The sequence below is a fragment of the Bradyrhizobium paxllaeri genome (assembly GCF_001693515.2).
Taxonomy (GTDB): domain Bacteria; phylum Pseudomonadota; class Alphaproteobacteria; order Rhizobiales; family Xanthobacteraceae; genus Bradyrhizobium; species Bradyrhizobium paxllaeri.
The window spans coordinates 4,647,970-4,667,502 of the sequence record NZ_CP042968.1 but is presented as its reverse complement, the minus strand read 5'-3'; the positions used below and the strand labels follow the sequence as shown (position 1 = coordinate 4,667,502).

21 protein-coding genes are annotated in these 19,533 nt (G+C 62.9%); 15 read left to right on the top strand and 6 right to left on the bottom strand.

What is annotated here, in order from left to right; translation table 11 throughout:
- The first annotated feature begins 48 nt into the window (after positions 1-48).
- The 5 genes from nuoN to LMTR21_RS22260 all read left to right on the top strand — a co-directional run bounded on the left by nuoN (position 49) and on the right by LMTR21_RS22260 (position 4,712).
- Complete coding sequence (nuoN, locus tag LMTR21_RS22280; RefSeq protein WP_065750673.1) at positions 49-1,485, top strand: NADH-quinone oxidoreductase subunit NuoN; 1,437 nt, start codon at positions 49-51, stop codon at positions 1,483-1,485.
- A gap of 1 nt (position 1,486) precedes the next feature.
- On the top strand, positions 1,487-2,293 hold the full coding sequence (locus LMTR21_RS22275; protein ID WP_065750674.1) for a biotin--[acetyl-CoA-carboxylase] ligase: 807 nt from the start codon (positions 1,487-1,489) through the stop codon (positions 2,291-2,293).
- Positions 2,293-3,963, top strand: a complete 1,671-nt coding sequence (locus LMTR21_RS22270; protein ID WP_065750675.1) for a ribonuclease J — start codon at positions 2,293-2,295, stop codon at positions 3,961-3,963. Before LMTR21_RS22275 ends, LMTR21_RS22270 begins: the two co-directional genes overlap by 1 nt.
- Positions 3,964-4,025: 62 nt before the next feature.
- Complete coding sequence (gene mce / locus LMTR21_RS22265; RefSeq protein WP_065750676.1) at positions 4,026-4,430, top strand: methylmalonyl-CoA epimerase; 405 nt, start codon at positions 4,026-4,028, stop codon at positions 4,428-4,430.
- 6 nt (positions 4,431-4,436) lie between these two features.
- Positions 4,437-4,712 carry a DUF1467 family protein gene (locus tag LMTR21_RS22260; protein WP_065750677.1) on the top strand — a complete coding sequence of 92 codons (276 nt, stop codon included), beginning with the start codon at positions 4,437-4,439 and terminating at the stop codon, positions 4,710-4,712.
- A gap of 46 nt (positions 4,713-4,758) precedes the next feature.
- Here the strand turns inward: LMTR21_RS22260 and LMTR21_RS22255 are convergent, their stop codons facing one another.
- Entirely contained in the window at positions 4,759-4,998 is a 240-nt protein-coding gene (locus LMTR21_RS22255; protein WP_065750734.1) for a PilZ domain-containing protein, read from the bottom strand.
- A 526-nt stretch (positions 4,999-5,524) separates the two neighbouring features.
- On the opposite strand from LMTR21_RS22255, the gene LMTR21_RS22250 reads away from it, so the two are divergent.
- The 3 genes from LMTR21_RS22250 (at position 5,525) to mtnK (ending at position 7,964) form a co-directional block, all read left to right on the top strand.
- Complete coding sequence (locus tag LMTR21_RS22250; protein WP_065750678.1) at positions 5,525-5,878, top strand: hypothetical protein; 354 nt, start codon at positions 5,525-5,527, stop codon at positions 5,876-5,878.
- Positions 5,879-5,905: 27 nt separating this feature from the next.
- Positions 5,906-6,511, top strand: coding sequence for a class I SAM-dependent methyltransferase (locus LMTR21_RS22245; protein WP_065750679.1), 606 nt, complete (start codon positions 5,906-5,908; stop codon positions 6,509-6,511).
- 142 nt (positions 6,512-6,653) lie between these two features.
- Positions 6,654-7,964, top strand: a complete 1,311-nt coding sequence (gene mtnK, locus LMTR21_RS22240) for an S-methyl-5-thioribose kinase (protein WP_065750680.1) — start codon at positions 6,654-6,656, stop codon at positions 7,962-7,964.
- A 12-nt stretch (positions 7,965-7,976) separates the two neighbouring features.
- Here mtnK and LMTR21_RS22235 read toward each other — a convergent pair whose 3' ends face one another.
- Positions 7,977-8,525, bottom strand: coding sequence for a GrpB family protein (locus LMTR21_RS22235; protein ID WP_065750681.1), 549 nt, complete (start codon positions 8,523-8,525; stop codon positions 7,977-7,979).
- A gap of 292 nt (positions 8,526-8,817) precedes the next feature.
- Here LMTR21_RS22235 and LMTR21_RS22230 point away from each other — a divergent pair, with 292 nt between their 5' ends.
- Positions 8,818-9,297 (top strand): hypothetical protein, encoded by a 480-nt coding sequence (locus LMTR21_RS22230; protein ID WP_246173959.1) that lies wholly within the window; start codon positions 8,818-8,820, stop codon positions 9,295-9,297.
- A gap of 398 nt (positions 9,298-9,695) precedes the next feature.
- On the opposite strand, the gene LMTR21_RS22225 is transcribed toward LMTR21_RS22230, so the two are convergent.
- From LMTR21_RS22225 to LMTR21_RS22210, 4 genes are all read right to left on the bottom strand, one after another.
- Positions 9,696-10,733, bottom strand: coding sequence for an ABC transporter permease (locus LMTR21_RS22225; protein WP_065750682.1), 1,038 nt, complete (start codon positions 10,731-10,733; stop codon positions 9,696-9,698).
- A gap of 10 nt (positions 10,734-10,743) precedes the next feature.
- Positions 10,744-12,237: a sugar ABC transporter ATP-binding protein gene (locus LMTR21_RS22220; RefSeq protein ID WP_065750683.1), complete on the bottom strand. Its 1,494-nt coding sequence runs from the start codon at positions 12,235-12,237 to the stop codon at positions 10,744-10,746.
- 10 nt (positions 12,238-12,247) lie between these two features.
- Positions 12,248-13,267 carry a sugar ABC transporter substrate-binding protein gene (locus tag LMTR21_RS22215; RefSeq protein WP_065750736.1) on the bottom strand — a complete coding sequence of 340 codons (1,020 nt, stop codon included), beginning with the start codon at positions 13,265-13,267 and terminating at the stop codon, positions 12,248-12,250.
- 153 nt (positions 13,268-13,420) lie between these two features.
- Positions 13,421-13,822, bottom strand: coding sequence for a globin (locus LMTR21_RS22210; protein ID WP_065750684.1), 402 nt, complete (start codon positions 13,820-13,822; stop codon positions 13,421-13,423).
- Here LMTR21_RS22210 and LMTR21_RS22205 point away from each other — a divergent pair.
- The 6 genes from LMTR21_RS22205 to LMTR21_RS22180 all read left to right on the top strand — a co-directional run bounded on the left by LMTR21_RS22205 (position 13,813) and on the right by LMTR21_RS22180 (position 19,488).
- The gene (locus LMTR21_RS22205) at positions 13,813-14,019 is read left to right on the top strand and encodes a hypothetical protein (protein ID WP_065750685.1); all 207 of its coding nucleotides are present in this window, start codon (positions 13,813-13,815) and stop codon (positions 14,017-14,019) included. The two genes, LMTR21_RS22210 and LMTR21_RS22205, sit on opposite strands and share 10 nt — an antisense overlap.
- 266 nt (positions 14,020-14,285) lie before the next feature.
- The gene (locus tag LMTR21_RS22200; RefSeq protein WP_065750687.1) at positions 14,286-14,660 is read left to right on the top strand and encodes a DUF2946 domain-containing protein; all 375 of its coding nucleotides are present in this window, start codon (positions 14,286-14,288) and stop codon (positions 14,658-14,660) included.
- A gap of 92 nt (positions 14,661-14,752) precedes the next feature.
- Positions 14,753-17,146, top strand: a complete 2,394-nt coding sequence (locus tag LMTR21_RS22195) for a TonB-dependent receptor family protein (RefSeq protein WP_065750688.1) — start codon at positions 14,753-14,755, stop codon at positions 17,144-17,146.
- A 14-nt stretch (positions 17,147-17,160) separates the two neighbouring features.
- Positions 17,161-18,375 carry a sialidase family protein gene (locus LMTR21_RS22190; RefSeq protein ID WP_065750689.1) on the top strand — a complete coding sequence of 405 codons (1,215 nt, stop codon included), beginning with the start codon at positions 17,161-17,163 and terminating at the stop codon, positions 18,373-18,375.
- Entirely contained in the window at positions 18,372-18,872 is a 501-nt protein-coding gene (locus tag LMTR21_RS22185; RefSeq protein WP_065750690.1) for a TlpA family protein disulfide reductase, read from the top strand. The genes LMTR21_RS22190 and LMTR21_RS22185 overlap by 4 nt, the downstream gene beginning before the upstream one ends.
- Positions 18,873-18,981: 109 nt before the next feature.
- The gene (locus LMTR21_RS22180; RefSeq protein WP_065750691.1) at positions 18,982-19,488 is read left to right on the top strand and encodes a copper chaperone PCu(A)C; all 507 of its coding nucleotides are present in this window, start codon (positions 18,982-18,984) and stop codon (positions 19,486-19,488) included.
- The last annotated feature ends 45 nt before the right edge of the window (positions 19,489-19,533 follow it).

The following is a 19,533-nucleotide window of genomic DNA, read 5'->3' as shown; positions in this document are numbered from 1 at the left end:
GTGGGAACCGGTTTGCGTGAAGAAAACGCGTCAAGGAAATAGAGTGCCATGAGCTTTTCCAGTGCAGGTTATCAGTTGCTGCCGGTGTTGCCGGAGCTGGTGCTCGCGGTCGGCGCCATGGCGCTGCTGATGCTCGGCGCCTATCGGGGCGAGGGAACGACCCGGCTCGTTACCACGCTCGCGGTGGTGCTGCTGGTCGTCACCGGCGCGCTGGTACTGATGCTGCCGGCCGGCAAGCTCACGACCTTCGGCGGCAGCTTCGTCGTCGACGACTTCGCCCGCTTCCTGAAGGTCCTTGCCATCATCGGCTCGGCGGCGACGCTGATCCTGTCGACGGAGTTCCTGTCCGACCCGTCGCGGCGCATCTTCGAATATTCGATCCTGGTCCTGCTCTCCACGCTCGGCATGATGGTGCTGATCTCGGCCGCCGACCTGATCATGCTCTATCTCGGGCTCGAGTTGATGTCGCTCGCGCTCTACGTGGTCGCCGCCTCGAACCGCGACAACGCCAAGTCCACCGAGGCCGGCCTGAAGTATTTCGTGCTCGGCGCGCTGTCCTCCGGCATGCTGCTCTACGGCGCTTCGCTGATTTACGGCTTCACTGGCACGGTCGATTTTGCCGGCATTGCGGCCGCCGTGAAGACCGGCAGCGTCGGCATCGTGTTTGGCCTCGTCTTCCTGCTGGCTGGCCTCTGCTTCAAGGTCTCCGCGGTGCCGTTCCACATGTGGACGCCCGACGTCTATGAAGGCGCGCCGACGCCGGTCACGGCGTTCTTTGCCTCGGCGCCGAAAGTGGCAGCCCTTGCGGTTTTCACCCGCGTGACGCTCACCGCGTTCCCCGGCATCGTTCCGCAATGGCAGCAGATCCTCGTCTTCGTCGCCATCGCTTCGATGGCGCTGGGCTCGTTCGCCGCGATCGGGCAGAAGAACATCAAGCGCCTGATGGCCTATTCGTCGATCGGCCATATGGGCTTTGCGCTGGTCGGGCTCGCGTCGGGCACGGTGGAGGGCGCGCAGGGCGTGCTGATCTACATCGCGATCTATGTCGCGATGACGCTGGGCTCCTTCGCCGTCATCCTGACCATGAAGCGGAACGGGCAGCCGGTCGAGCAGATCAGCGATTTCGCAGGCCTCTCGCGCACCAATCCGATGCTGGCGTTCTTCTTTGCGATGCTCTTGTTCTCGCTGGCCGGCATTCCGCCGCTCGCCGGCTTTTTCGCCAAATGGTACGTGTTCGTTGCCGCGATCAAGGCGGGGCTGTTCACGCTCGCCGTCATCGGCGTGCTGACCAGCGTGGTGGGCGCGTTCTACTATCTCACCATCGTCAAGCTGATGTATTTCGACGAGCCAGCCGGCCAGGTCGAGCCGATGCGCATCGAATTGCGCACGGTGCTGGCGGTCGCGGGCATCTTCAACATCTTCTTCTTCGTCTATCCGGGGCCGCTGGTCAGCGTCGCCACGGCGGCGGCGAAGTCGCTCTTTTAGGATGACCTTTACGCTCGGACCCCGAGCCATCTCGGCGGGCTACAGGCTCGCCGCTTTCGATCAGATCGGGTCGACCAACGCGGAGGCCTTGGCGCGCGCCCGCGACGGCGAGCAGGGGCCGACATGGTTCGTGACGACGGAACAGACCGCCGGCCGCGGTAGGCGCCAGCGCGCCTGGGTCGCGCCGCGCGGCAACCTCGCCAGCAGCATTCTGGAAGTCATGGACGTCTCGCCCGCGGTTGCGGCGACGCTCGGCTTTGCCGCCGGCCTTTCGCTGGAAAGCGCGCTGCAGAAACTGGCCGTCGAGGCCAATATGCGCCGGGCCGAGCCACTGAAATTCGCGTTGAAATGGCCGAATGACGTTCTGGCGGAGCGTCAGAAGCTTACCGGCATCTTGCTGGAAGCCGAAGCGGTGGCCGGAAACCGGCTCGCGGTGGTGGTTGGGATCGGCACCAATGTTGTCGCTGCGCCCGAGGGGACGCCGACGCCTGCGACTTCGCTCGCGGCCTTGGGGGTCCATGTCAGCGCCGAGGAACTGTTCAAGGCGCTGGCGGAGGCGTGGGTGGAGTTCCGCGGCATCTGGGACAATGGCCGCGGCTTTGGTGAGATCCGGAAAGCCTGGCTGGACCGCGCCTTCGGCGTCGGCGAGCCGGTCGCGATCCGGACCGGAACCGCGACGGTGGAAGGCACGTTCGATACGATCGATGAAACCGGCTGTCTGATCGTCCGCACGGCGGAGGGCAGGCGCATGCCGATCACGGCCGGCGAGGTCTATTTCGGCACCGCGGCATCGCTGGGAGCGACCTGATGGCGCGGCCGGATGAACTGACCTTTGCGCCGCTCGGCGGCGTCGGCGAGATCGGCATGAACCTGTCGATCTACGGGCTCGGCAACCGCCACCAGCGGTCCTGGCTCGCAGTCGATCTCGGCGTTTCCTTCGGCGACGAGGAGCACCTGCCGGGCATCGATCTGATCATGCCCGACATCAGCTTTCTGGAGAAAGAGCGCAACAACCTGATGGGCCTGGTGCTGACGCACGCCCATGAGGACCATTTCGGCGCCATCATCGATCTCTGGCCGAAACTGCAATGCAAGGTCTACGCGACCAAGTTCAGCGCCGCGCTCTTCGAGGCAAAATGCGCCGCCGAGCGCAATCCGCCGAAAATCCCGGTGACGGTGGTTCCCTCCGGCGGCCGGGTCAATCTCGGGCCGTTCACCGTCGAATTCATCCCGGTCGCGCATTCGATTCCGGAATCGCATGCGCTCGCGATCCACACCTCCGTCGGCACCGTGCTGCACACCGGCGACTGGAAGATCGATCCGACGCCGATCATCGGCCTTCCGACCGACGAGCGGCGGCTGCGTGAACTTGGCGATACCGGCGTGCTGGCGCTGGTCGGCGATTCCACCAACGCGGTGCGGGACGGGCGCTCGCCCTCGGAAACCGAGGTCGCTGCCACCATTGCCAAGCTGGTGAAGGGTGCCAAGGGCCGCGTCGCCGTCACCACCTTCGCCTCCAACGTCGCCCGCCTCAAGGCGGTTGCCGACGCCGCCAGGGCCGCCGATCGCGAGGTGGTCGTGGTCGGCCGCGCCATGGAGCGCGTGGTGCAGGTCGCCCGCGAGACGGGCTATCTCGAAGGCGTGCAGAATTTCCGCGGCGCCGATTATTACGGCCACTTTCCGCCGGACAAGGTGCTGGCGCTGTGCACCGGCAGCCAGGGCGAGCCGCGGGCGGCGCTGGCGCGCATCGCCAACAACGACCATCCGCAGGTGACGCTGAACAAGGGCGACAGCGTGATCTTTTCCTCGCGCACCATCCCCGGCAACGAGAAGGCGGTCGGAGCCATCATCAACGGGCTGGTGGCGCAGGGCATCGAGGTCATCACCGACCGCACCGATCTCGTCCACGTCTCCGGCCATCCGCGCCGCGACGAGCTGCGCGACATGATCACATGGGTGCGCCCGCAGATCCTGATCCCGGTCCATGGCGAGGCGCTGCATTTGGCGGAGCATGCCAAGCTGGCGCGCGCCGCCGCCGTGCCGAAGGTCCTGACCTGCCGCAATGGCGATCTGGTCAAGCTCGGTCCCGGCGATCCTGCCATTATCGACGAATTGCCGTCGGGCCGGCTCTACAAGGACGGCGCGATCCTGGAAGATTCCAAATCCCGCGCCGTGGTCGAGCGGCGGCGGATGGGGTTCGCCGGCTGCGCTTTCGTGGCGATCGCCATGACCGACAAGGGCGAACTCGTCGACGATCCCGAGGTTGATCTGGTCGGCGTCCCCGAGAAGAATGCGGCCGGCGAGATCATCGACGAGATCGTGTTCGATACGGTGGTATCGACCGTCGAAAGCCTGCCGCGGGCCCGGCGGCGCGATCCCGATGCGACCGCGGAATCGGTGCGCCGCGCGGTGCGGGCGGTGATCAACGAGCAATGGGGCAAGAAGCCGATTTGCCTCGTTCATGTTCTGGTGGTTTGAAGTAAAAAGCGCTCGGGCGGCTGGTCGCCGGGTAGAAGCATCAAAGCAGGGAGTGGAGTGTCATGCTGGGCCGGCTCAATCACGTGGCGATCGCGGTCAAGGATGCGGAAAAGGCCGCCAAGATCTATGGTGGCGCGTTCGGGGCTGAAATCTCCGGCGCGGTGCCGCTGCCGGAGCATGGCGTCATCACCGTGTTCGTGACGCTGCCCAACACCAAGATCGAGTTCATCCAGCCACTCGGCGACGCTTCGCCGATCGCCAAATTCGTCGAGCGCAACGCCGACGGCGGCATCCATCACATCTGCTACGAGGTATCAGACATCATCGCCTCGCGCGACAAGCTGATCGCAGAGGGCGCGCGCGTGCTCGGCGACGGCGTGCCGAAGATCGGCGCCCACGGCAAGCCGGTGCTGTTTTTCCACCCGAAGGATTTCTCCGGCGCGCTTGTCGAAATCGAACAGGCCTGAGCCCTCATGGCCTACAGCATCTCAACCGCGCTTGCGATCTACTTCGTGCTCTGGTGGGTCGTGCTGTTCGTGACGCTGCCGTTCGGTGTTCGCAGCCAGCATGAGGACGGCGAGGGTGCGCCCGGCACCGACCCCGGCGCGCCGGTCATGGCGCGGATGGGGTGGAAGCTGCTTTGGACCACGCTGATCTCGGGCGTGGTGTTCGGCATCGGGATGTGGGCCTATCATCAGGGTCTTCTGAACATTGAGCGGCTGTCGAAGCTGATGGGCCTGCCGTTCTGATTCCCAACCGAGAGTCCCGTTCCTATTCTTCGGAACGGGAAAAGCTCTAGTCGAATGCGACGCCGATCCGCTTGTCACTTCGCCAGGCAACGTGGCAGTGGCGAGGGGTCTGACTGCCGGAGATCTGCAACCAGAAAGTATCGGGAATGCCGAGCGGATTGGCGACCTCAATCGCGGCGCCCGTATCCGATATATTCCGGATGGTGCAGTCGATGACGCCGCCATTGAACTCGATCGATCCTGCCTTCAAGACCCGGTGCCGGGGCGCGGCGCGATGGTTGTCCATCACCTGAAGCGCTTCAGGCGCCTTGGGCTTTGCTTCCTTCGCCGCTTGTTGCTGCACCAGCTCTTCGGCGTGCCGCGCTGCGGCCTGGATGGTTTCCTCGGTCAGTGTGGGCCTGATTCTGGCCCAGGCGAGCCGGAAGCGGACCTGGCAGTCCTTGAAATTGATGGCGACCCCCCGGTCATTGGGGGTCGGGGGGAGCCCATAGGCCGTGCAGGCCCACCACCAGTGCGGGCCATCTGCCTGCTTCATGATCCGTCCGACCGGGAAGCCGCGCCAGACCACCTCAAAGTCGTCGTCCTGGCGGGCGCCGCCAATGACGGTGGGCCGCAATGCAATCGTTTCCAGATCGTCAGTCGTCATCGGATGTCCCTGATCCGATCTTGTGGGGCCGGATGATACCGTTAGTCACATCCCGGCGGTCGGGACAATAGCCGCCAGTCGACTTCAAAGAGTAAATTCCGGTTCTGACAAATGCGGCGGGATCGGCTAGTTATGCCGCCGGGTCGGTTCCGGCTGGGGGAAAGCGATGAATTTTCAGCGCATTTTATTATTGTTTGTGGTTCTGCTCGCCGCCGGCCTTGCCGGCTCGTTCTACATGAACTGGAAAACCCTGGGGCAGCTTCGAACCGTCAAGGCGTTCGTGGAAGGCTCGGTCTTTGCCGATGCAGTCGCGGCCTGCGAGCGGGCGCAAAGCACGACCCCGTTCAAATGGACCGACGGCAAGCAGACCGCCGTCATCGGCCTGACCTCCGTCAAGCTGAACAAGGACACGATCATCCCGAGCTACACGCTGGTCGCCGACAGCGTCTATTGCGACTATGACCCGATCAAGAAAAAGGCCGATATCGGATCGAACTTCCTGGAACGGGAAACATTTTAGGCGGGGGCGTGGCGCGCGGATTTGCAAGTGGCGTCGGAAGCATCGCGGATCATCGACCTGTACCAGCGCAAGGCGCGCGACTGGATCGAGAGCCGCGCACTCACCAAACTTATTGAAAAGCCCTGGCTCGACCGGTTCCGGGCGCTGTTGCCACCGGCGGGCGCGATCCTCGATCTCGGTTGCGGCTCCGCCCAGCCGATGGCCGCGTATCTGATCGGGCTTGGTCATCCCGTCACTGGCGTAGATTCCTCTCCGGCCATGATCGACGCCTGCCGCAAGCATTTTCCCAAGCAGGAATGGACGGTCGCCGATATGCGCAAGCTTGCCTTGCGGCGGCAGTTTTCCGGCATCCTGGCGTGGGACAGTTTCTTTCATCTCTCTTACGACGACCAGCGCCGGATGTTTCCGGTGTTTCGGGAGCACGCAGCGCCAGACGCGGTGCTGATGTTCACCAGCGGCCCCGTGCATGGCGAGGCGATCGGAAATTTCGGCGACGAGCCGCTGTATCATGCGAGCCTCGACCCCGCCGAATATCGTTTGCTCCTCGATCAGAACAGGTTTCGTGTGGTCTCGCATATCGTCGAGGACCCCGATTGCGGTGGTCATACCATCTGGCTCGCGCAGCTCATTTGAGACGCTCGGATAACTGCGGACGGTGAACGCGCTGGCCGCCGGCCGCGCCTTGCGGCTATGATCCGGTCAACAAAAGGCCGGCTCAAGCTTCGTGAAACGGGAGTGAACCGCAACTCCCGGCGCCGGTAACGGGGGGACCACGATGAGTTCACAGCGCCGATCGTCGGCCGATCCGCGGCAGGACGAATATCGAATTCTGCACGAAGCCGATCTGCGGGATTATCTCGCAGGCCTTCCCGAGGTCGCCACCCGCCTTGGCGGTGCTCCGGCATCATGGTCGATCAGCGAAGTCGGCGATGGCAACCTCAACCTCGTCTTTATCGTCAAGGGCGCGGCGGGCGGCGTCGCGGTCAAGCAGGCGCTGCCTTACGTGCGCCTCGTCGGCGAAAGCTGGCCGCTGCCGCTGTCGCGCTCGCACTACGAATATCTGGCGCTGACGCATCAGGCGCGGCTGGCGCCCGGGCTGGTGCCTGCGGTGCTGCACCACAACGAGGCGCTGGCGCTCGTCGTCATGGAGCTGCTCGAGCCGCATGTCATCATGCGCAAGGGGCTGGTGGCCGGTGCGCTCTATCCGCGCTTCGCCGGGGACATCACGACGTTTCTGGCACGCACGCTGTTCTTCTCTTCCGATCTGGCGGTGACCGCTGCGCACAAGAAGGAGGGGATCGCCGCCTTCGCCGGCAACCACGCGCTCTGCAAGATCACGGAAGACCTGATCTTCACCGATCCCTACCGCGTGGCCGAGCAGAACCGCTGGACCGAGCCGTGGCTCGATGCGACCGCCGCGGCTTTTCGCGAAGACCTCGACCTGCATGCTGCGATCTCGCGGCTGAAGCTCAAATTCATGGCCTCTCCGGAAGCGCTGATCCATGGCGACCTCCACACCGGCTCGATCATGGTGACGGACAGCGCGACCATGGTGATCGATCCTGAGTTCGCGTTCTACGGACCGATGGGGTTCGATATCGGCGCGGTCATCGCCAATCTCCTGATGGCGTATCTGGCGTCCGCCGGTCACGAGCGCTCGGTGGGCGAACGGCGGCTGTTCGAGGCCTGGGTGCTGGAAACGATCGAGGACGTCTGGACCGAGTTCGCCAGCGAATTCCTCGAGCTCTGGCGCACGGAAGGCCACGGCGACGCCTATCCGCGAATGCTGTTTCCCGGCGAGGCCGGCGCTGCGCGTCTGGAGGTCGAGCGGCAGGCCTATATGGCGCGGCTGTTCCGCGACACTGTCGGCTTCTCGGCCGCGAAAATCATCCGCCGCATTCTGGGGCTCGCCCACAACATCGATTTCGAGCTGATCGAAGACCCGAAGCGGCGAGCGGTGTGCGAGGCGCGAAGCCTGCGGCTGGCGCGGGCGATGATGGTGGATGCGGAATCGTTCCCGACGATTGGCGCCGTGACCAAAGCGGCAAGGGAAGTCCGCGCTTGGCAGCCGGATTTCGCCGAATGAGAGTAGGGCCGCCTAATCTCCCGCATGCGCGCGCCACGCATGGGCCTTGGCCGTCGTCTCTTCGACGAAAATCGTCTTGCCGTTTCGATAGGCCGCTATGTTGTCGTTCGATGAGGCTGCGAGCGCGCGCTTGATATTGGCGTAGGCCATGGCTGTCTCAGGGTGTGCTCGAAGATAATCGCGAAACACCAGAAATGCTTCCCAGCGAGGATTGGACGACTCCATTAAGTGGATATGATGTGTCCACGGTCCCGGAGGACCCTTGCGGAAGAACAACTCGCCAGGGAGCCACGACGCATATTCGGGCAGGTATTTGTAGCCGAGCGCCTCAATCGGCCCGACGCATTGTTTTCTCGCCTCTTCAAGGCTGGGCACGCCCACTAACAGGTCGATGATGGGTTTCGACGGGAGATTCGGGATCGCCGTGCTGCCGATGTGCTCAATGACCAAAGCAAACGAACCGAGAGCAGCCTTGATCCTAGTGCGTTCCTGCTCGAACTGCGTCGGCCAATTCGGATCATAGTCCGAGACGACAATTGGCCCGGCTCCGTATTTCTCCATGCGTAGCCTCGATTGTGTTTCGTAGAACTATATCACAGAGGTAGCGGTTGAGGCATCACTACCGGGTTATCACCCTCGTCGCCGAACCCTCCATTACCGCCGAATCGTGCATGGCCGCGATGACGGCAATCCCTCGTGGTTCCAGAATTAACCGCGAGCGCGGACATAAAGGTTAAGCAGCAAGCTTAACCAGGGGATTTGGTTTGCTCGGTTCCACGGGCAGGCTAACCGTCTAAGCCACATTTCGAGAGATTTTAGTGTCTGCTCGTATTTTCATTCAAGGAGCACCCCCGTGGTACGTCCAGCAAAACCGCCGATTTTAGATGCGATAGATCTTGAACGAGAGATTGAAAAAGAGTTTCGCAAACTGCCGCCTCACGAATCCGGGCCGACCGAATTTGCACCGCCCTCCGTGCGTGCTCCGGATCTGGGGATGCCGGATTATGTGGAGCATAGCGACGGGGCCACGGAGATCGGAAAGCTTTCGGCGGAAGCTGTCGTCCGCGAATATGAAGCGGCGGCGAAGGACATCGAGGCTCTGGGCGTTGAACTCGTTGAGCAAGCCAGGCTATGCGAGGCCATGACCCGCGAGGCGCTCGTGGTGACGGAAGAATTGAAGGAAACCGCAGCGCGCTACCGCGCCGAGGCCAAACGCGTCTTCCTGCAAATCGAGAACTGCTCGCTGGTAACGGCGGAAGTCCGCAAGATCTGCGAAGAAATGAAGGACAAGATCGCAGCGCCGGCCAAGATCGAAGCCAAGGCAGAGAGCTGAAGCCGACCGATCTCGGAGGCGCGCAGCCTCCGGCCGATGCGCGCGACGATGGCGGATGCGGCCGCATTCCGGAGCGTCAGCGTCGTGACGAAAGCGGCGGGCGAGGCCCTAGCTGCCGAAGCGGACCTTACTTGTTCTTGTCTGCTATAAATGTCGTCCATTCCTCCTCAATGGTGAGCCGAAAGCGGCCGGGTGGAACGGCGGTCAGGCCTTGTGTCATCGCTTGTCTAAGTGCGCGCTCGATGACTGCATTGCATCGACCCTGAAGAAAGTCTGTAGCTTCTCTTACCGATCGGATGCCGATGGGACGGTGGATCCCGGCTCTATGGCGTAGCATACCGGTCGATGCTTCGCATCGCCGGGGCGCGCTGCACCGCGTCCGGGACACGAGAGCGCTGCTATTCTGCGGTCCGCTCCCGCAATCGCTGTGCATAGACGTTGATGATCAGCGCCGCCAGCAGGATCAGGCCGCGGATCAATATCTTCAGAAAACTGTCGATGTTGACGTGGTCGAGGCCGTTGTTGAGGACGCCGAGCACGAACAGGCCGACGATGGTGTTGCCGATGCCGCCGCGGCCGCCGAACAGGCTGGTGCCGCCGACCACGACGGCGGCGATCGAGTCTAGTAAGTAAGTGTCGAACTCGTTCTGCTGCGCGCTGCCGAAATGCGCAACGCCGAGCATGCCGCCGATGCCGGCGCAGACGGCCGAAATCACCATGACGCTGCCGAGGATGAGCTTGACGTTGAGGCCGGAATATTCGGCGGCCTCGCGGTTGCCGCCGACCATGTAGACGTAGCGGCCGAAGCGGGTGTAGGTCAGCACCAGATGGCCGCCGAGCAGCATGAGAGCTGCCACGATCACGATCCAGGGAATGCCACCGATCGATGTTGACCCCAGCGTCGAGACCAGCGGCGGCACCTTGTATGCGATCTGCCCGCGCACGAGCAGCGCGGAGATGCCGGCCGCGATCTGCATCATCGCTAGTGTCATGATGAAGGAGGGGATGCCGATCACGGTCAGCCCGAACGCGTTGACGAGGCCGAGCAGGGCGCACAGCGCCAGCGCCAGCAGGATCGCGGCCCATCCGGGCATCGGGACGTTGGCGATGTTGACGTAGGATTCCTGCAGCGTGAAATAGGCGACCGCAATGCCGGTGACGTTGGCAATCGCCGCGATCGAGAGGTCGATCTCGGCGCAGAGGATCACGAAGGTGAGGCCGACCGCGATGATGCCGGTGACCGATATTTGCGTCAGGATGTTGCCGAAATTGTCGAGCGTCGCGAAGGAGGGGCTTGCGACCGCGAAGAAGGAAAACAGGCAGATCAGCGTCAGGAACGGCGCGATGTTGCGCATCTGCGAGCGCAGGATCGCGGCAAGCCGGTGCGGGCGTTTGCGGTCCGAAGCGGGGACTGTCACGCTTTCACCTGAAGTCATGTCGGTCTCCTCACGCCGCTTCGAGCAGGCGGTCCTTGCTGATCCGTTCGTTGGCAAATTCCCGCACCACCGCGCCGCGCTTGAGCACGATGACGCGGTCGGCGAGCGACAGCACCGTCTCCGGCTCGGTGGAGAGCACGATGACGGCGAGCCCCTTGGCGCGCAGATCCCTGACGATGTGGATGACGTCGTCCTTGGCGCCGACGTCCATGCCGCGGGTCGGCTCGCACAGCACGAGCAGCCGCGGCGGATAGCTCAGCCACTTCGCCAGCGCGACCTTCTGCTGGTTGCCGCCTGAGAGCATACCGAGATCGAGCTCCACCGCCGCCGGGCGGATCCGCAGCTGGTCGACCTGCCGCGCGGCGATCTCGCGCTCGCGCGACGGCTTGAGCAGCAGGGCTGAAATCCGGTCGAGGACGCTGATCGAGATGTTCTTGTAGACCGGCTCCTGGTGGAACAGCATGTCGCGCCGGCTCTCGGGCACGAAGGCGATCCCGGCGCGCCGCGCATCGGCCGTGCTGCGGAAGGTCTTTTGGTCGCCCGCCACCGTCAGCGAGCCCTGGTCGGGTCTCAGTTTGCCGAACAGGATCCGCGCCAGCTCGAGCTGGCCGCAGCCCATGAAACCGTAGATGCCGAGCACCTCGCCGGCGCGGACGTCGAACGAAACATCGCGCAGGCTGCGGGCGAGCGACAGCCCGTTCGCGTTCAGCACCACAGGCCTCTCGGCGGGCGGCGGCAGCATGATGTCGTGCGTATAGGTCTCCTCCAGCGCCTCGCGGCCCTTGCCGATCATCGCCTCGATCAGGGCGGGCTTGCTCGTCTCAGTGGCCCTGGTCTCCGCGACCTTCCTGCCGTTGCGGAACACCGTCACGACGTCGGAGACGCGCAGGATGTCCTCGATGAAATGCGAGATGAAAACGATGCTGGTGCCTTCGTCGCGCAGCCGTTTCAGCGTCGCGAACAGGCGCTCCACCTCGGGCGGCGACAGCGCCGAGGTCGGCTCATCCAGGATGATGATGCGGGCGCCCGAGAACAGCACGCGGGCGATCTCGATCAGTTGCTGCAACCCGATCGGCAGGTCGCCGAGCCGCGACACCGGGTCGACATCGATGCCGAAGCGCTTGAGCTGTTCACCGGCTTCCCGCGCCATGCGGCGCCATTGCACGAAGCCGAGGCGGTTGGTCGGCTGGTTGCCGAGAAACACGTTCTCGGCCACCGACAGATCGGGTGCCACGCTGAGCTCCTGATGGACCATCGCAATGCCCGCCGCATGCGCGTCGCGCACCGACCGGAAGCGGGTTTCCTTTCCATCCAGGATGAAGCGGCCTGAAAAGTCCGCGTGCACGCCGGCGATGATCTTCATCAGCGTGCTTTTCCCCGCGCCGTTCTCGCCGACGAGACCGTGGATCTCGCCGGGGGCAAGCGCGAAGTCGACACCACGAAGGGCTTCGACGCCGCCGAAGGCCTTCGTGATCTCTTGCAGTTCGAGGATGGGCGTTCCCACGGGATGGGGCTCAGATCAGGAAGTGGTCCTCCATCCATTGCATGCCGGCGGCGTTGGCCTTCGTCACCACCGGTCCGTCCGTGATGACGTGCTTGGGGATACCCTGGCCGCTCTTCTCGCCAGCGGTCACCGCGGCAACGCCGGCAACGATGGCGCCGCCATGGATGCGGCAGGAGGGGTTACGCACGGTCGCGAACATACGGCCTTCGCTCACTGCCTGGATCGCCGGCGGCATGGCGTCGACGCCGCCGATCAGGATGTTGGTGCGGTTGCGCGCCTTCATGATGTTGTAGGCGGCCAGCGCCATGTCGTCATTGTGGAAGAACGCCGCGTCGATCTGCGGATGCTTTGTCAGATAGGTCTCCCACAGGCGCGCCGTCTTGGAGACGTCCCAGTCGGCCGGCTGGGTGTCGAGCACTTCGATGTTCGGGAATTGTTTGACGACCGACTCGAAGCCTTTGGCGCGGCCCTGCGCGCCGGTATGGCCGAGCGCGCCCTGCGTCATGATGATCTTGCCCTTGCCGCCCATGGCGTTGCAGAGCGCCTGGGTTACGGACGCGCCCATGAATTCATTGTCGGGCGCCAGGAACGAATGAACCTTGATCTGGTCCAGCGGGGCGATCAGCGTGTCCATGTCGATTACCGGAATGCCAGCATCGATCATCTTGTTCACCGGCTGGGTCAGCGTGCCGATGCCGAACGCCTGGATGGCGACGAAATCCCATTTCTGCGAGGCCATGTTGTCGATCGCGGCGCGCTGCTTGACCGCGTCGAGCTGGCCGTCGAACCAGGTGACTTCGACATTGAATAGCTTGCCCCACCATTCGGCCGCCTGCTTGCCTTGGGCGCACCAGGTGGCCTGCAGGCCGGCGTTGGAGAACGCCGCCTTCAGCGGTTTCTCCGAGCGTGCGGCGGCCGCCAGCGCCGGGTTTATGCCCAGTCCCCCGAGCAGGGCGGTCGCTGCGCCAGCTACGCCCGCCGCCTGAAGAAGGTCGCGTCTGGTCGTTGCGGATTTGTCAGTTCCGGACATCGTTTGCTCCCTCGCTTTGTCTTTGTTATCGCCGTCGGTGTCGATTGCACGCACCGCGGATCGAGGCAGTCTTTCACACTCGGCGCGGTTCCGCCACCGGATGACTTGATCGTCCGTATCAATGAGATCAGGAAAACCTTGGTGCTCGTCGCTTCACTGCGCTGCAACGAGACTTTCGATATCGCCGAGCAATGTCCGCCACGCCGCGTCGATGTCATCAGACCAGTCCGCGCCGATGATCTCGCGCAGCGTCTGCGCAATGATCGCAAAGAACGCGACGAACAATTCGCGCGGCGTGCCGTAGGCGTCGTGCGAGGAAATTTCCGATGTGATCAGGCGGAAATGGCCGGTGCGTTCGCCGGCGAAGTCCAGGATGGCGTCGATGGTGAGCGCCAGCATCGAACCCTTGACGAGTTCGCTGCCCTCGGTGCGGAACATCGTCTGCGCTTCCGGGTGCGCTTCGAACAGGCGGCGATAGACCAGCGGCGTCAGATCCGCGCAGCGCTCGGCAGCGAGTTCAAAGCTTTGCTCGATTGGATTTGACGATGCCGTCATTGTTGTTTGCGATCGTCTCGAAAAAAAAAGAGCAGGGCTCGGAGCCCTGCTCAAAAATTGTGTCGACCCTTAATTTCCTCGAAAATTTAGATTTGATCTTGATTGTCGAGGCGACGCTGCTTGTGCGCGTCAGGGCTCCTCCCGAGACTTGGACCACCAAGCTTAACCTCTCGGCCAGCCTGAGCTTGAATTGGTAGACCATCTTTTTCGTCTTGTCATCATTTTCGGCAACGTTTGTTCAAAATTCCAGCACGCTGCGAAATGATTGAGAAGCTGCTACTGATGGTTGTGGATTTAGATGCAATACCCCCGAGGCTTGGTATCGGGGTAGGGCGCCCTGCCTGCGGCGTAAAATGCATTCCTTTTCGCCAAGGTTACTCCTTGAAGCTGCAACATAGTTCCGGGAACCTCTTCTCGACTTCGGACTCCATGGTGACTAAGGTCTGAAGCGGATGGGTTAGTGATGCGCCGGCGGCTGAAGAATTTCCTGCCAATAGTCCTGATTGCGCTGCTGGTGCAGATTTTTGCACCGATCGGCGCATGCTGGGCGGCCAGCATCGCGGCCTCCGATCCGCTGGCCGGCGCTGTGATCTGCCACGGCAATGGCGCACCCGGCGCCGGGCAGGCCGACCAGGCCAATCACCGCGCCCATGACGGATGCTGCTCGGTTTGCAGCGTGCTGCAGACCGGTACCCCGGTCGACACGCCCGAGATAGCCTACATCGTTACAATCGATCGCCAGCCCGAGCGCGTGGTCTGGATCGAATTCGTCCCCGACCGGTTCGCCTCCCGTGCCGGCTCGCACGCGCAGGCGCGCGCGCCCCCCTCCGTTTCCTGACCTGCATCCTTGTCGAAATTGGTGCGGCCTTCGGCCGTCCCGGTTGATTCACATGAGCTGGCCGGCAAAAGACCGGCGTCAGGATCGTTCCCATGTTTCGTTATCGTGCCCTTGCCGGGGTGAGCGCGCTCGCATTGTGCGGCGTCTCGTTGGCGTTTTCCTCGGCGACACAGGCGCAGACGGCCAGTCAAAGCTTGCCGGCCGTGACGGTCGACGCGCCGCGGCCCGCCGCGGCCCGGCCCGCGGCCCGCAAGCCGGCGGCGCGTTCCGCCGCCAGGACGCAGGTGCGGCAGCCTGTGCCCATTACGCCAACGGCTTCCTCCCTGACAGCCGGCATCACGCCGAGCGTGGCGCGGGCGCTGCTGTACCAGGCCCCGGCCGGCCAGACCCAGACCACGATCGATCGCAGCCAGTTCGACAACCGGCCGGCATTCTCCGTAGCCGACGTGCTGCGCGAGAGCCCTGGTATCTCGGTGAAGCAGGGCAATGGCCCCCGCGACATCGGCATCTCGATCCGCGGTTCAAATGCCCGCAACGGCTTTGGCATCCGCAATCTCGTGATCTTCGAGGACGGCTTTCCGGTCACCCAGCCCGATGGGCTTTCGCGGAGCGACCTGATCGATCCCAAGGCCTATAGCGCCATCGACGTCATCCGCGGTCCGTCGTCCGCGCTCTTCGGCAATTACGCGACCGGCGGCGCACTCAATTTCCGCACCCGCCCGGGCCGCACCATCGACGGGGTCGAATACGGCGTCGAGGGCGGCAGCTTCGGCTATCTCAACAACTATCTCGCCGCGGGCAAGAAGGTCGGCAATTTCGAATACTCGCTGTTCACGAGCGACGCGCGCGGCGACGGCTTTATCGGCAATAGCTGGTTCAACACCCAGACGGTGAATTTCCTCGGCACGCTGCACGCGACGCCCGACGACCGTTTCACCGTCAAGTTCATCAACAACAATCTCGATACAAGGCTGCCGCTCCGCCAGACGCTGACCCAATATTATCAGAACCCATACCAGCAGGGCTGCACGACGGCCACGCCGCTCACGCTCGGATGCCCGACGGTGGCATTGTTCAATAATGGCTTTAACGGCCCGACGACGCTTCAGACTGCTACTCAGGCAGGCCTTGGACGCGACGACAGGCGAACGATCGTCGGCGGCCGATGGGAGCATGATTTCGACAACACGACGACGTGGCGCAATCAGTTCGTTTTCGACGACAGAAATATCAGCCAACCGACCGGTTCTACCAGCGCGATCGGCGATTTTCCGTCCTACAACTACATGAGCGATATCACCAAGCGCGGCGAAATCTTCGGCTTGGAGTCCTCCACCTATTTCGGGGCCTTCTACAACACGCTCACCGCCTCGAGCGATTCGCGATTCGTCATGCCGGGCGGCAACGCGACGCTGGGCAGGCTGCAGAGCAATACCTGGAGCGAGACTACGAACTACGGCGTTCGTGCGCGCGAGGAATTGAAGCTGACGCCGCAACTGACTGCTGTTGCGGGGATCGGTTGGGAGACGACCACCCTGAAGGGACTGAACACGATATACAAGAATCAGACGACGGGTACTGAGAACGTTCCTCCTCTCGCGATTAACGCGGACAAGCAGTTCCGGAACACGGCACCCGAGCTTGCGCTGCTCTATCGACTGAATAGTGAATGGCTGTTCCGTGCCAGAGCCGCCACCGGCTACGGAACGCCGCAGATCGGCAATTTGTTTGTTGTTTCAACCGGCGAGAACGGCAACAACACGAACCTGAAGACGCAGAAGAACCTTGGTTACGATCTCGGCTTCGACTGGACGCCGAACAACACGCTCAAATTCAGCGCGACAGGTTTCTATGAATTCTTCAAGGACGAGCTGGTGACGCAGGCGACTCCGGCCGGAGCGCCCAATACGAGCTACTCTTTCAACGCGCCGCGCTCCGAGCATCGCGGGGTAGAGCTGGCTGCTGACTGGAAGTTCTATCCCGGCTGGCGCTTCACCGCGGCCTATACCTATCTCGATCAGTACTACACCGAATATACCGAAGACATCAGAAGCCAAGGCGCAGGCGGGACGGTCTTCAGCTTCAACCGCGCAGGCAACAAGATTCCAGGCATCTCGCCGCACGAACTCACAGCGCGGCTCGGCTACGAACAGATGTGGGGGCCGCTTGCAGGGCTCGGAGCATTCGTCGAGGTCCAGTGGAAGGATTCCTTCTACATGGACAACGCCAATTTGCAGAAAGCCCCCGGCTATGAGCTGGTCAATCTCAACGTCCACTACAAGACGGACCTCATCTCCGACTATTTCAAGTCGCTGAACCTCTTTGTGGAGGTCAGGAACGTGTTCGACCGGACCTATGTGGCTTCCGCGAACAATATCGGAAACACGGTTACAGCAGGCGGCCTCCAGGGCCTCAGCACCACCGGATCGATCTACGCCGGTTCGCCGCGCGCCTTCATCGCCGGCATGAAGCTGGCGTTCAAATGAGGAGGAGTAAAGCCATGCTGCGAATGAGCCTGCTCGCGACGCTCGCCTTCTCGCTTTGCCAGACGGCGGCGAATGCGCAGATGAGTCACCACCAGCATGCCTCGGAAGCGGCATGCGAGGAGACAGCCTTGCGCTGCGCCTCGAAAGTGGCGCCGACCTTCGCGTCGGATGGCACGCTGTGGCTCGCTTTCATGGCGGGCGGCCACATCTCGGTGGCGAGTTCGAAGGATCAAGGGCGCAGCTTTTCGACGCCGGTTCAGGTGACCCGCGAAAAGCTCACCCTCGACTGGGGGCCGGACGCGCGCCCGCAGATCGTCGTCGAGAAGAACGGCGGCATCGCGCTGGCGTTTTCGCGCTTCAGGGACAAGGCCTTCAACGGCCAGGTGCTGACCACACGGTCGGCCGATGGCGGCCAAAACTTTGCCGAGCCGCAGCCGATCACAGCAAGTAACGAGAGTCAGCGTTTTGTCGCGCTCGGTCTCGATGCTGATGGTTCGGTGTTTGCGGCCTGGATCGACAAGCGCAACCGGGTGCCCGCGCAACAGGAAGGCAAGAAGTACGAAGGGGCAGGGCTGTTCTTTGCCTCATCGAAGGACGGCGGCGCGACCTATTCCGAGACGCGGCTGGCCGCCGACAACACCTGCGAATGTTGCCGGATTGGTCTCGCGTTCGCTGGCCCCGGCCATCCCGTGGTGGTGTTCAGGAATATCTTCGAAGGCGGCGTGCGCGATCACGCGGTCATGACGTTCGCCGGTCCGGCGACGCCTGGTGAGGTTCGGCGCGTCAGCAACGACGACTGGCAGATCGCCGCATGCCCGCATCATGGGCCCAGTCTTTCGATCTCGTCCGCGGGGACTTACCACGCGACCTGGTACACCAACGGCAAGGCGCGCAAGGGGCTGTTCTATGCCCGGTCGCAGGACGAGGGGCGCACCTTCTCCGATCCGATTCCGCTCGGCCGCGCCGACCGCAATCCGACGCGGCCCTATGTTCTTGCCGGCCCGCACGGCACCACCATGGTCTGGAAGGAGTTCGACGGCGAGAAGACCGCGGTCAACGCGATGACCTCGCATGACGAGGGCAAGAGCTGGTCGAAGCCCGTCGCGATCGCCACGACGACTGACACTTCCGACCACCCGTTGCTGGTCAGCAACGGACAGAAGACGTTTCTTTCCTGGATGACCAAGGCCGACGGTTATCGCCTGCTGCCGATTGGAGACGGATCATGAAGCGCCTGCTGCTCGCCGTTATATTCCTCATTGCGTGTCTGGGCGCCGCGCCCGGAGCCGAGACGCCGCCCGAGCTCAAGCCGTTCGTGCGGGGAAGCTGGCAGGACATGCTGCGCGCGCATGCGGGCCGTCCGACGCTTGTGCATTTCTGGGGTGTCACCTGCGGCCCCTGTAAGGTCGAACTGCCGCTGCTCGGGCAATTCATGAAGGACCATTCCGAGGTCGATGTCGTGATGATCAGCGCCGATCTCGTTCCGAACCTGGATAGCGCAACCCGTGCGATGCTGCAGAAGGCCGGGCTCGCGTCGGCGGAAAACTGGATATTCAGCGACGGCTTTGTCGAACGGCTCCGGTTCGAGATCGATCCCGCCTGGCAGGGGGATATCCCGCGTACGCTGCTGATCGCGCGGGACGGCACCGTCACCACGATCGAGGGATCGGCGGAAATACCGGACCTCGAAAAATGGGTGGTTCAGCAAAAGACTGCGAGCAAATAAGGTCGTAATCCCATTATTGTGAACATCAACGTTGCGTTCTCACGTTAATGCAGCAGCGGTCTCGGTCGCCTGCTGTGACTGTCATACTTCATAAATCGAAAGGCTTAGGATGAAACCTCTCACGCAATTCTTCGCCCTCGCCACGCTGTTTGCTCTCCTGGGACCGGCCGCGCACGCCCAGGAGGTCAAGGCCGGTGATCTCGTCATTACGCAGGCCTGGAGTCGCGCGACGCCGAGCGGCGCGAAGGTTGCCGGCGGCTATCTCACCATCGAGAACAAGGGCTCGGCGCCGGATCGGTTGGTCGGCGGCTCCGGCGATATCGCCGGCAAGGTCGAGGTTCACGAGATGGCCATGAACAACGGCGTCATGACCATGCGATCGCTCGACAAGGGGCTTTCGATCGAACCCGGCAAGACCGTCAAGCTCGCGCCGGGCGGCCACCATTTGATGCTGATGGATCTCAAGCAGTCGTTCAAGGAAGGCGACAAGATCCCGGTCACGCTCGAATTCGAGAAGGCGGGCAAGGTGACGCTGTCGCTCGACGTCCAGAGCGTCGGTGCAAAGGGGCCGTCCGCCGGTGAAATGAAGCATGATCATTCCGGCATGAAGAAATAGGAGCGGTTCGCGTAGCCTGGGAAAGGCGCACGTGCGCCGTTCTCA

Coding starts and splice junctions, on each gene's coding strand:
- LMTR21_RS22180 (WP_065750691.1), top strand. CDS start 18,982: ATGAAACCTCTCACGCAATTCTTCGCCCTCGCCACGCTGTTTGCTCTC.
- LMTR21_RS22225 (WP_065750682.1), bottom strand. CDS start 10,733: ATGACTTCAGGTGAAAGCGTGACAGTCCCCGCTTCGGACCGCAAACGC.
- nuoN (WP_065750673.1), top strand. CDS start 49: ATGAGCTTTTCCAGTGCAGGTTATCAGTTGCTGCCGGTGTTGCCGGAG.
- LMTR21_RS22250 (WP_065750678.1), top strand. CDS start 5,525: ATGAATTTTCAGCGCATTTTATTATTGTTTGTGGTTCTGCTCGCCGCC.
- LMTR21_RS22210 (WP_065750684.1), bottom strand. CDS start 13,822: ATGACGGCATCGTCAAATCCAATCGAGCAAAGCTTTGAACTCGCTGCC.
- LMTR21_RS22275 (WP_065750674.1), top strand. CDS start 1,487: ATGACCTTTACGCTCGGACCCCGAGCCATCTCGGCGGGCTACAGGCTC.
- LMTR21_RS22185 (WP_065750690.1), top strand. CDS start 18,372: ATGAAGCGCCTGCTGCTCGCCGTTATATTCCTCATTGCGTGTCTGGGC.
- LMTR21_RS22215 (WP_065750736.1), bottom strand. CDS start 13,267: ATGTCCGGAACTGACAAATCCGCAACGACCAGACGCGACCTTCTTCAG.
- LMTR21_RS22235 (WP_065750681.1), bottom strand. CDS start 8,525: ATGGAGAAATACGGAGCCGGGCCAATTGTCGTCTCGGACTATGATCCG.
- LMTR21_RS22270 (WP_065750675.1), top strand. CDS start 2,293: ATGGCGCGGCCGGATGAACTGACCTTTGCGCCGCTCGGCGGCGTCGGC.
- mce (WP_065750676.1), top strand. CDS start 4,026: ATGCTGGGCCGGCTCAATCACGTGGCGATCGCGGTCAAGGATGCGGAA.
- LMTR21_RS22195 (WP_065750688.1), top strand. CDS start 14,753: ATGTTTCGTTATCGTGCCCTTGCCGGGGTGAGCGCGCTCGCATTGTGC.
- mtnK (WP_065750680.1), top strand. CDS start 6,654: ATGAGTTCACAGCGCCGATCGTCGGCCGATCCGCGGCAGGACGAATAT.
- LMTR21_RS22190 (WP_065750689.1), top strand. CDS start 17,161: ATGCTGCGAATGAGCCTGCTCGCGACGCTCGCCTTCTCGCTTTGCCAG.
- LMTR21_RS22205 (WP_065750685.1), top strand. CDS start 13,813: ATGCCGTCATTGTTGTTTGCGATCGTCTCGAAAAAAAAAGAGCAGGGC.
- LMTR21_RS22260 (WP_065750677.1), top strand. CDS start 4,437: ATGGCCTACAGCATCTCAACCGCGCTTGCGATCTACTTCGTGCTCTGG.
- LMTR21_RS22200 (WP_065750687.1), top strand. CDS start 14,286: ATGCGCCGGCGGCTGAAGAATTTCCTGCCAATAGTCCTGATTGCGCTG.
- LMTR21_RS22255 (WP_065750734.1), bottom strand. CDS start 4,998: ATGGACAACCATCGCGCCGCGCCCCGGCACCGGGTCTTGAAGGCAGGA.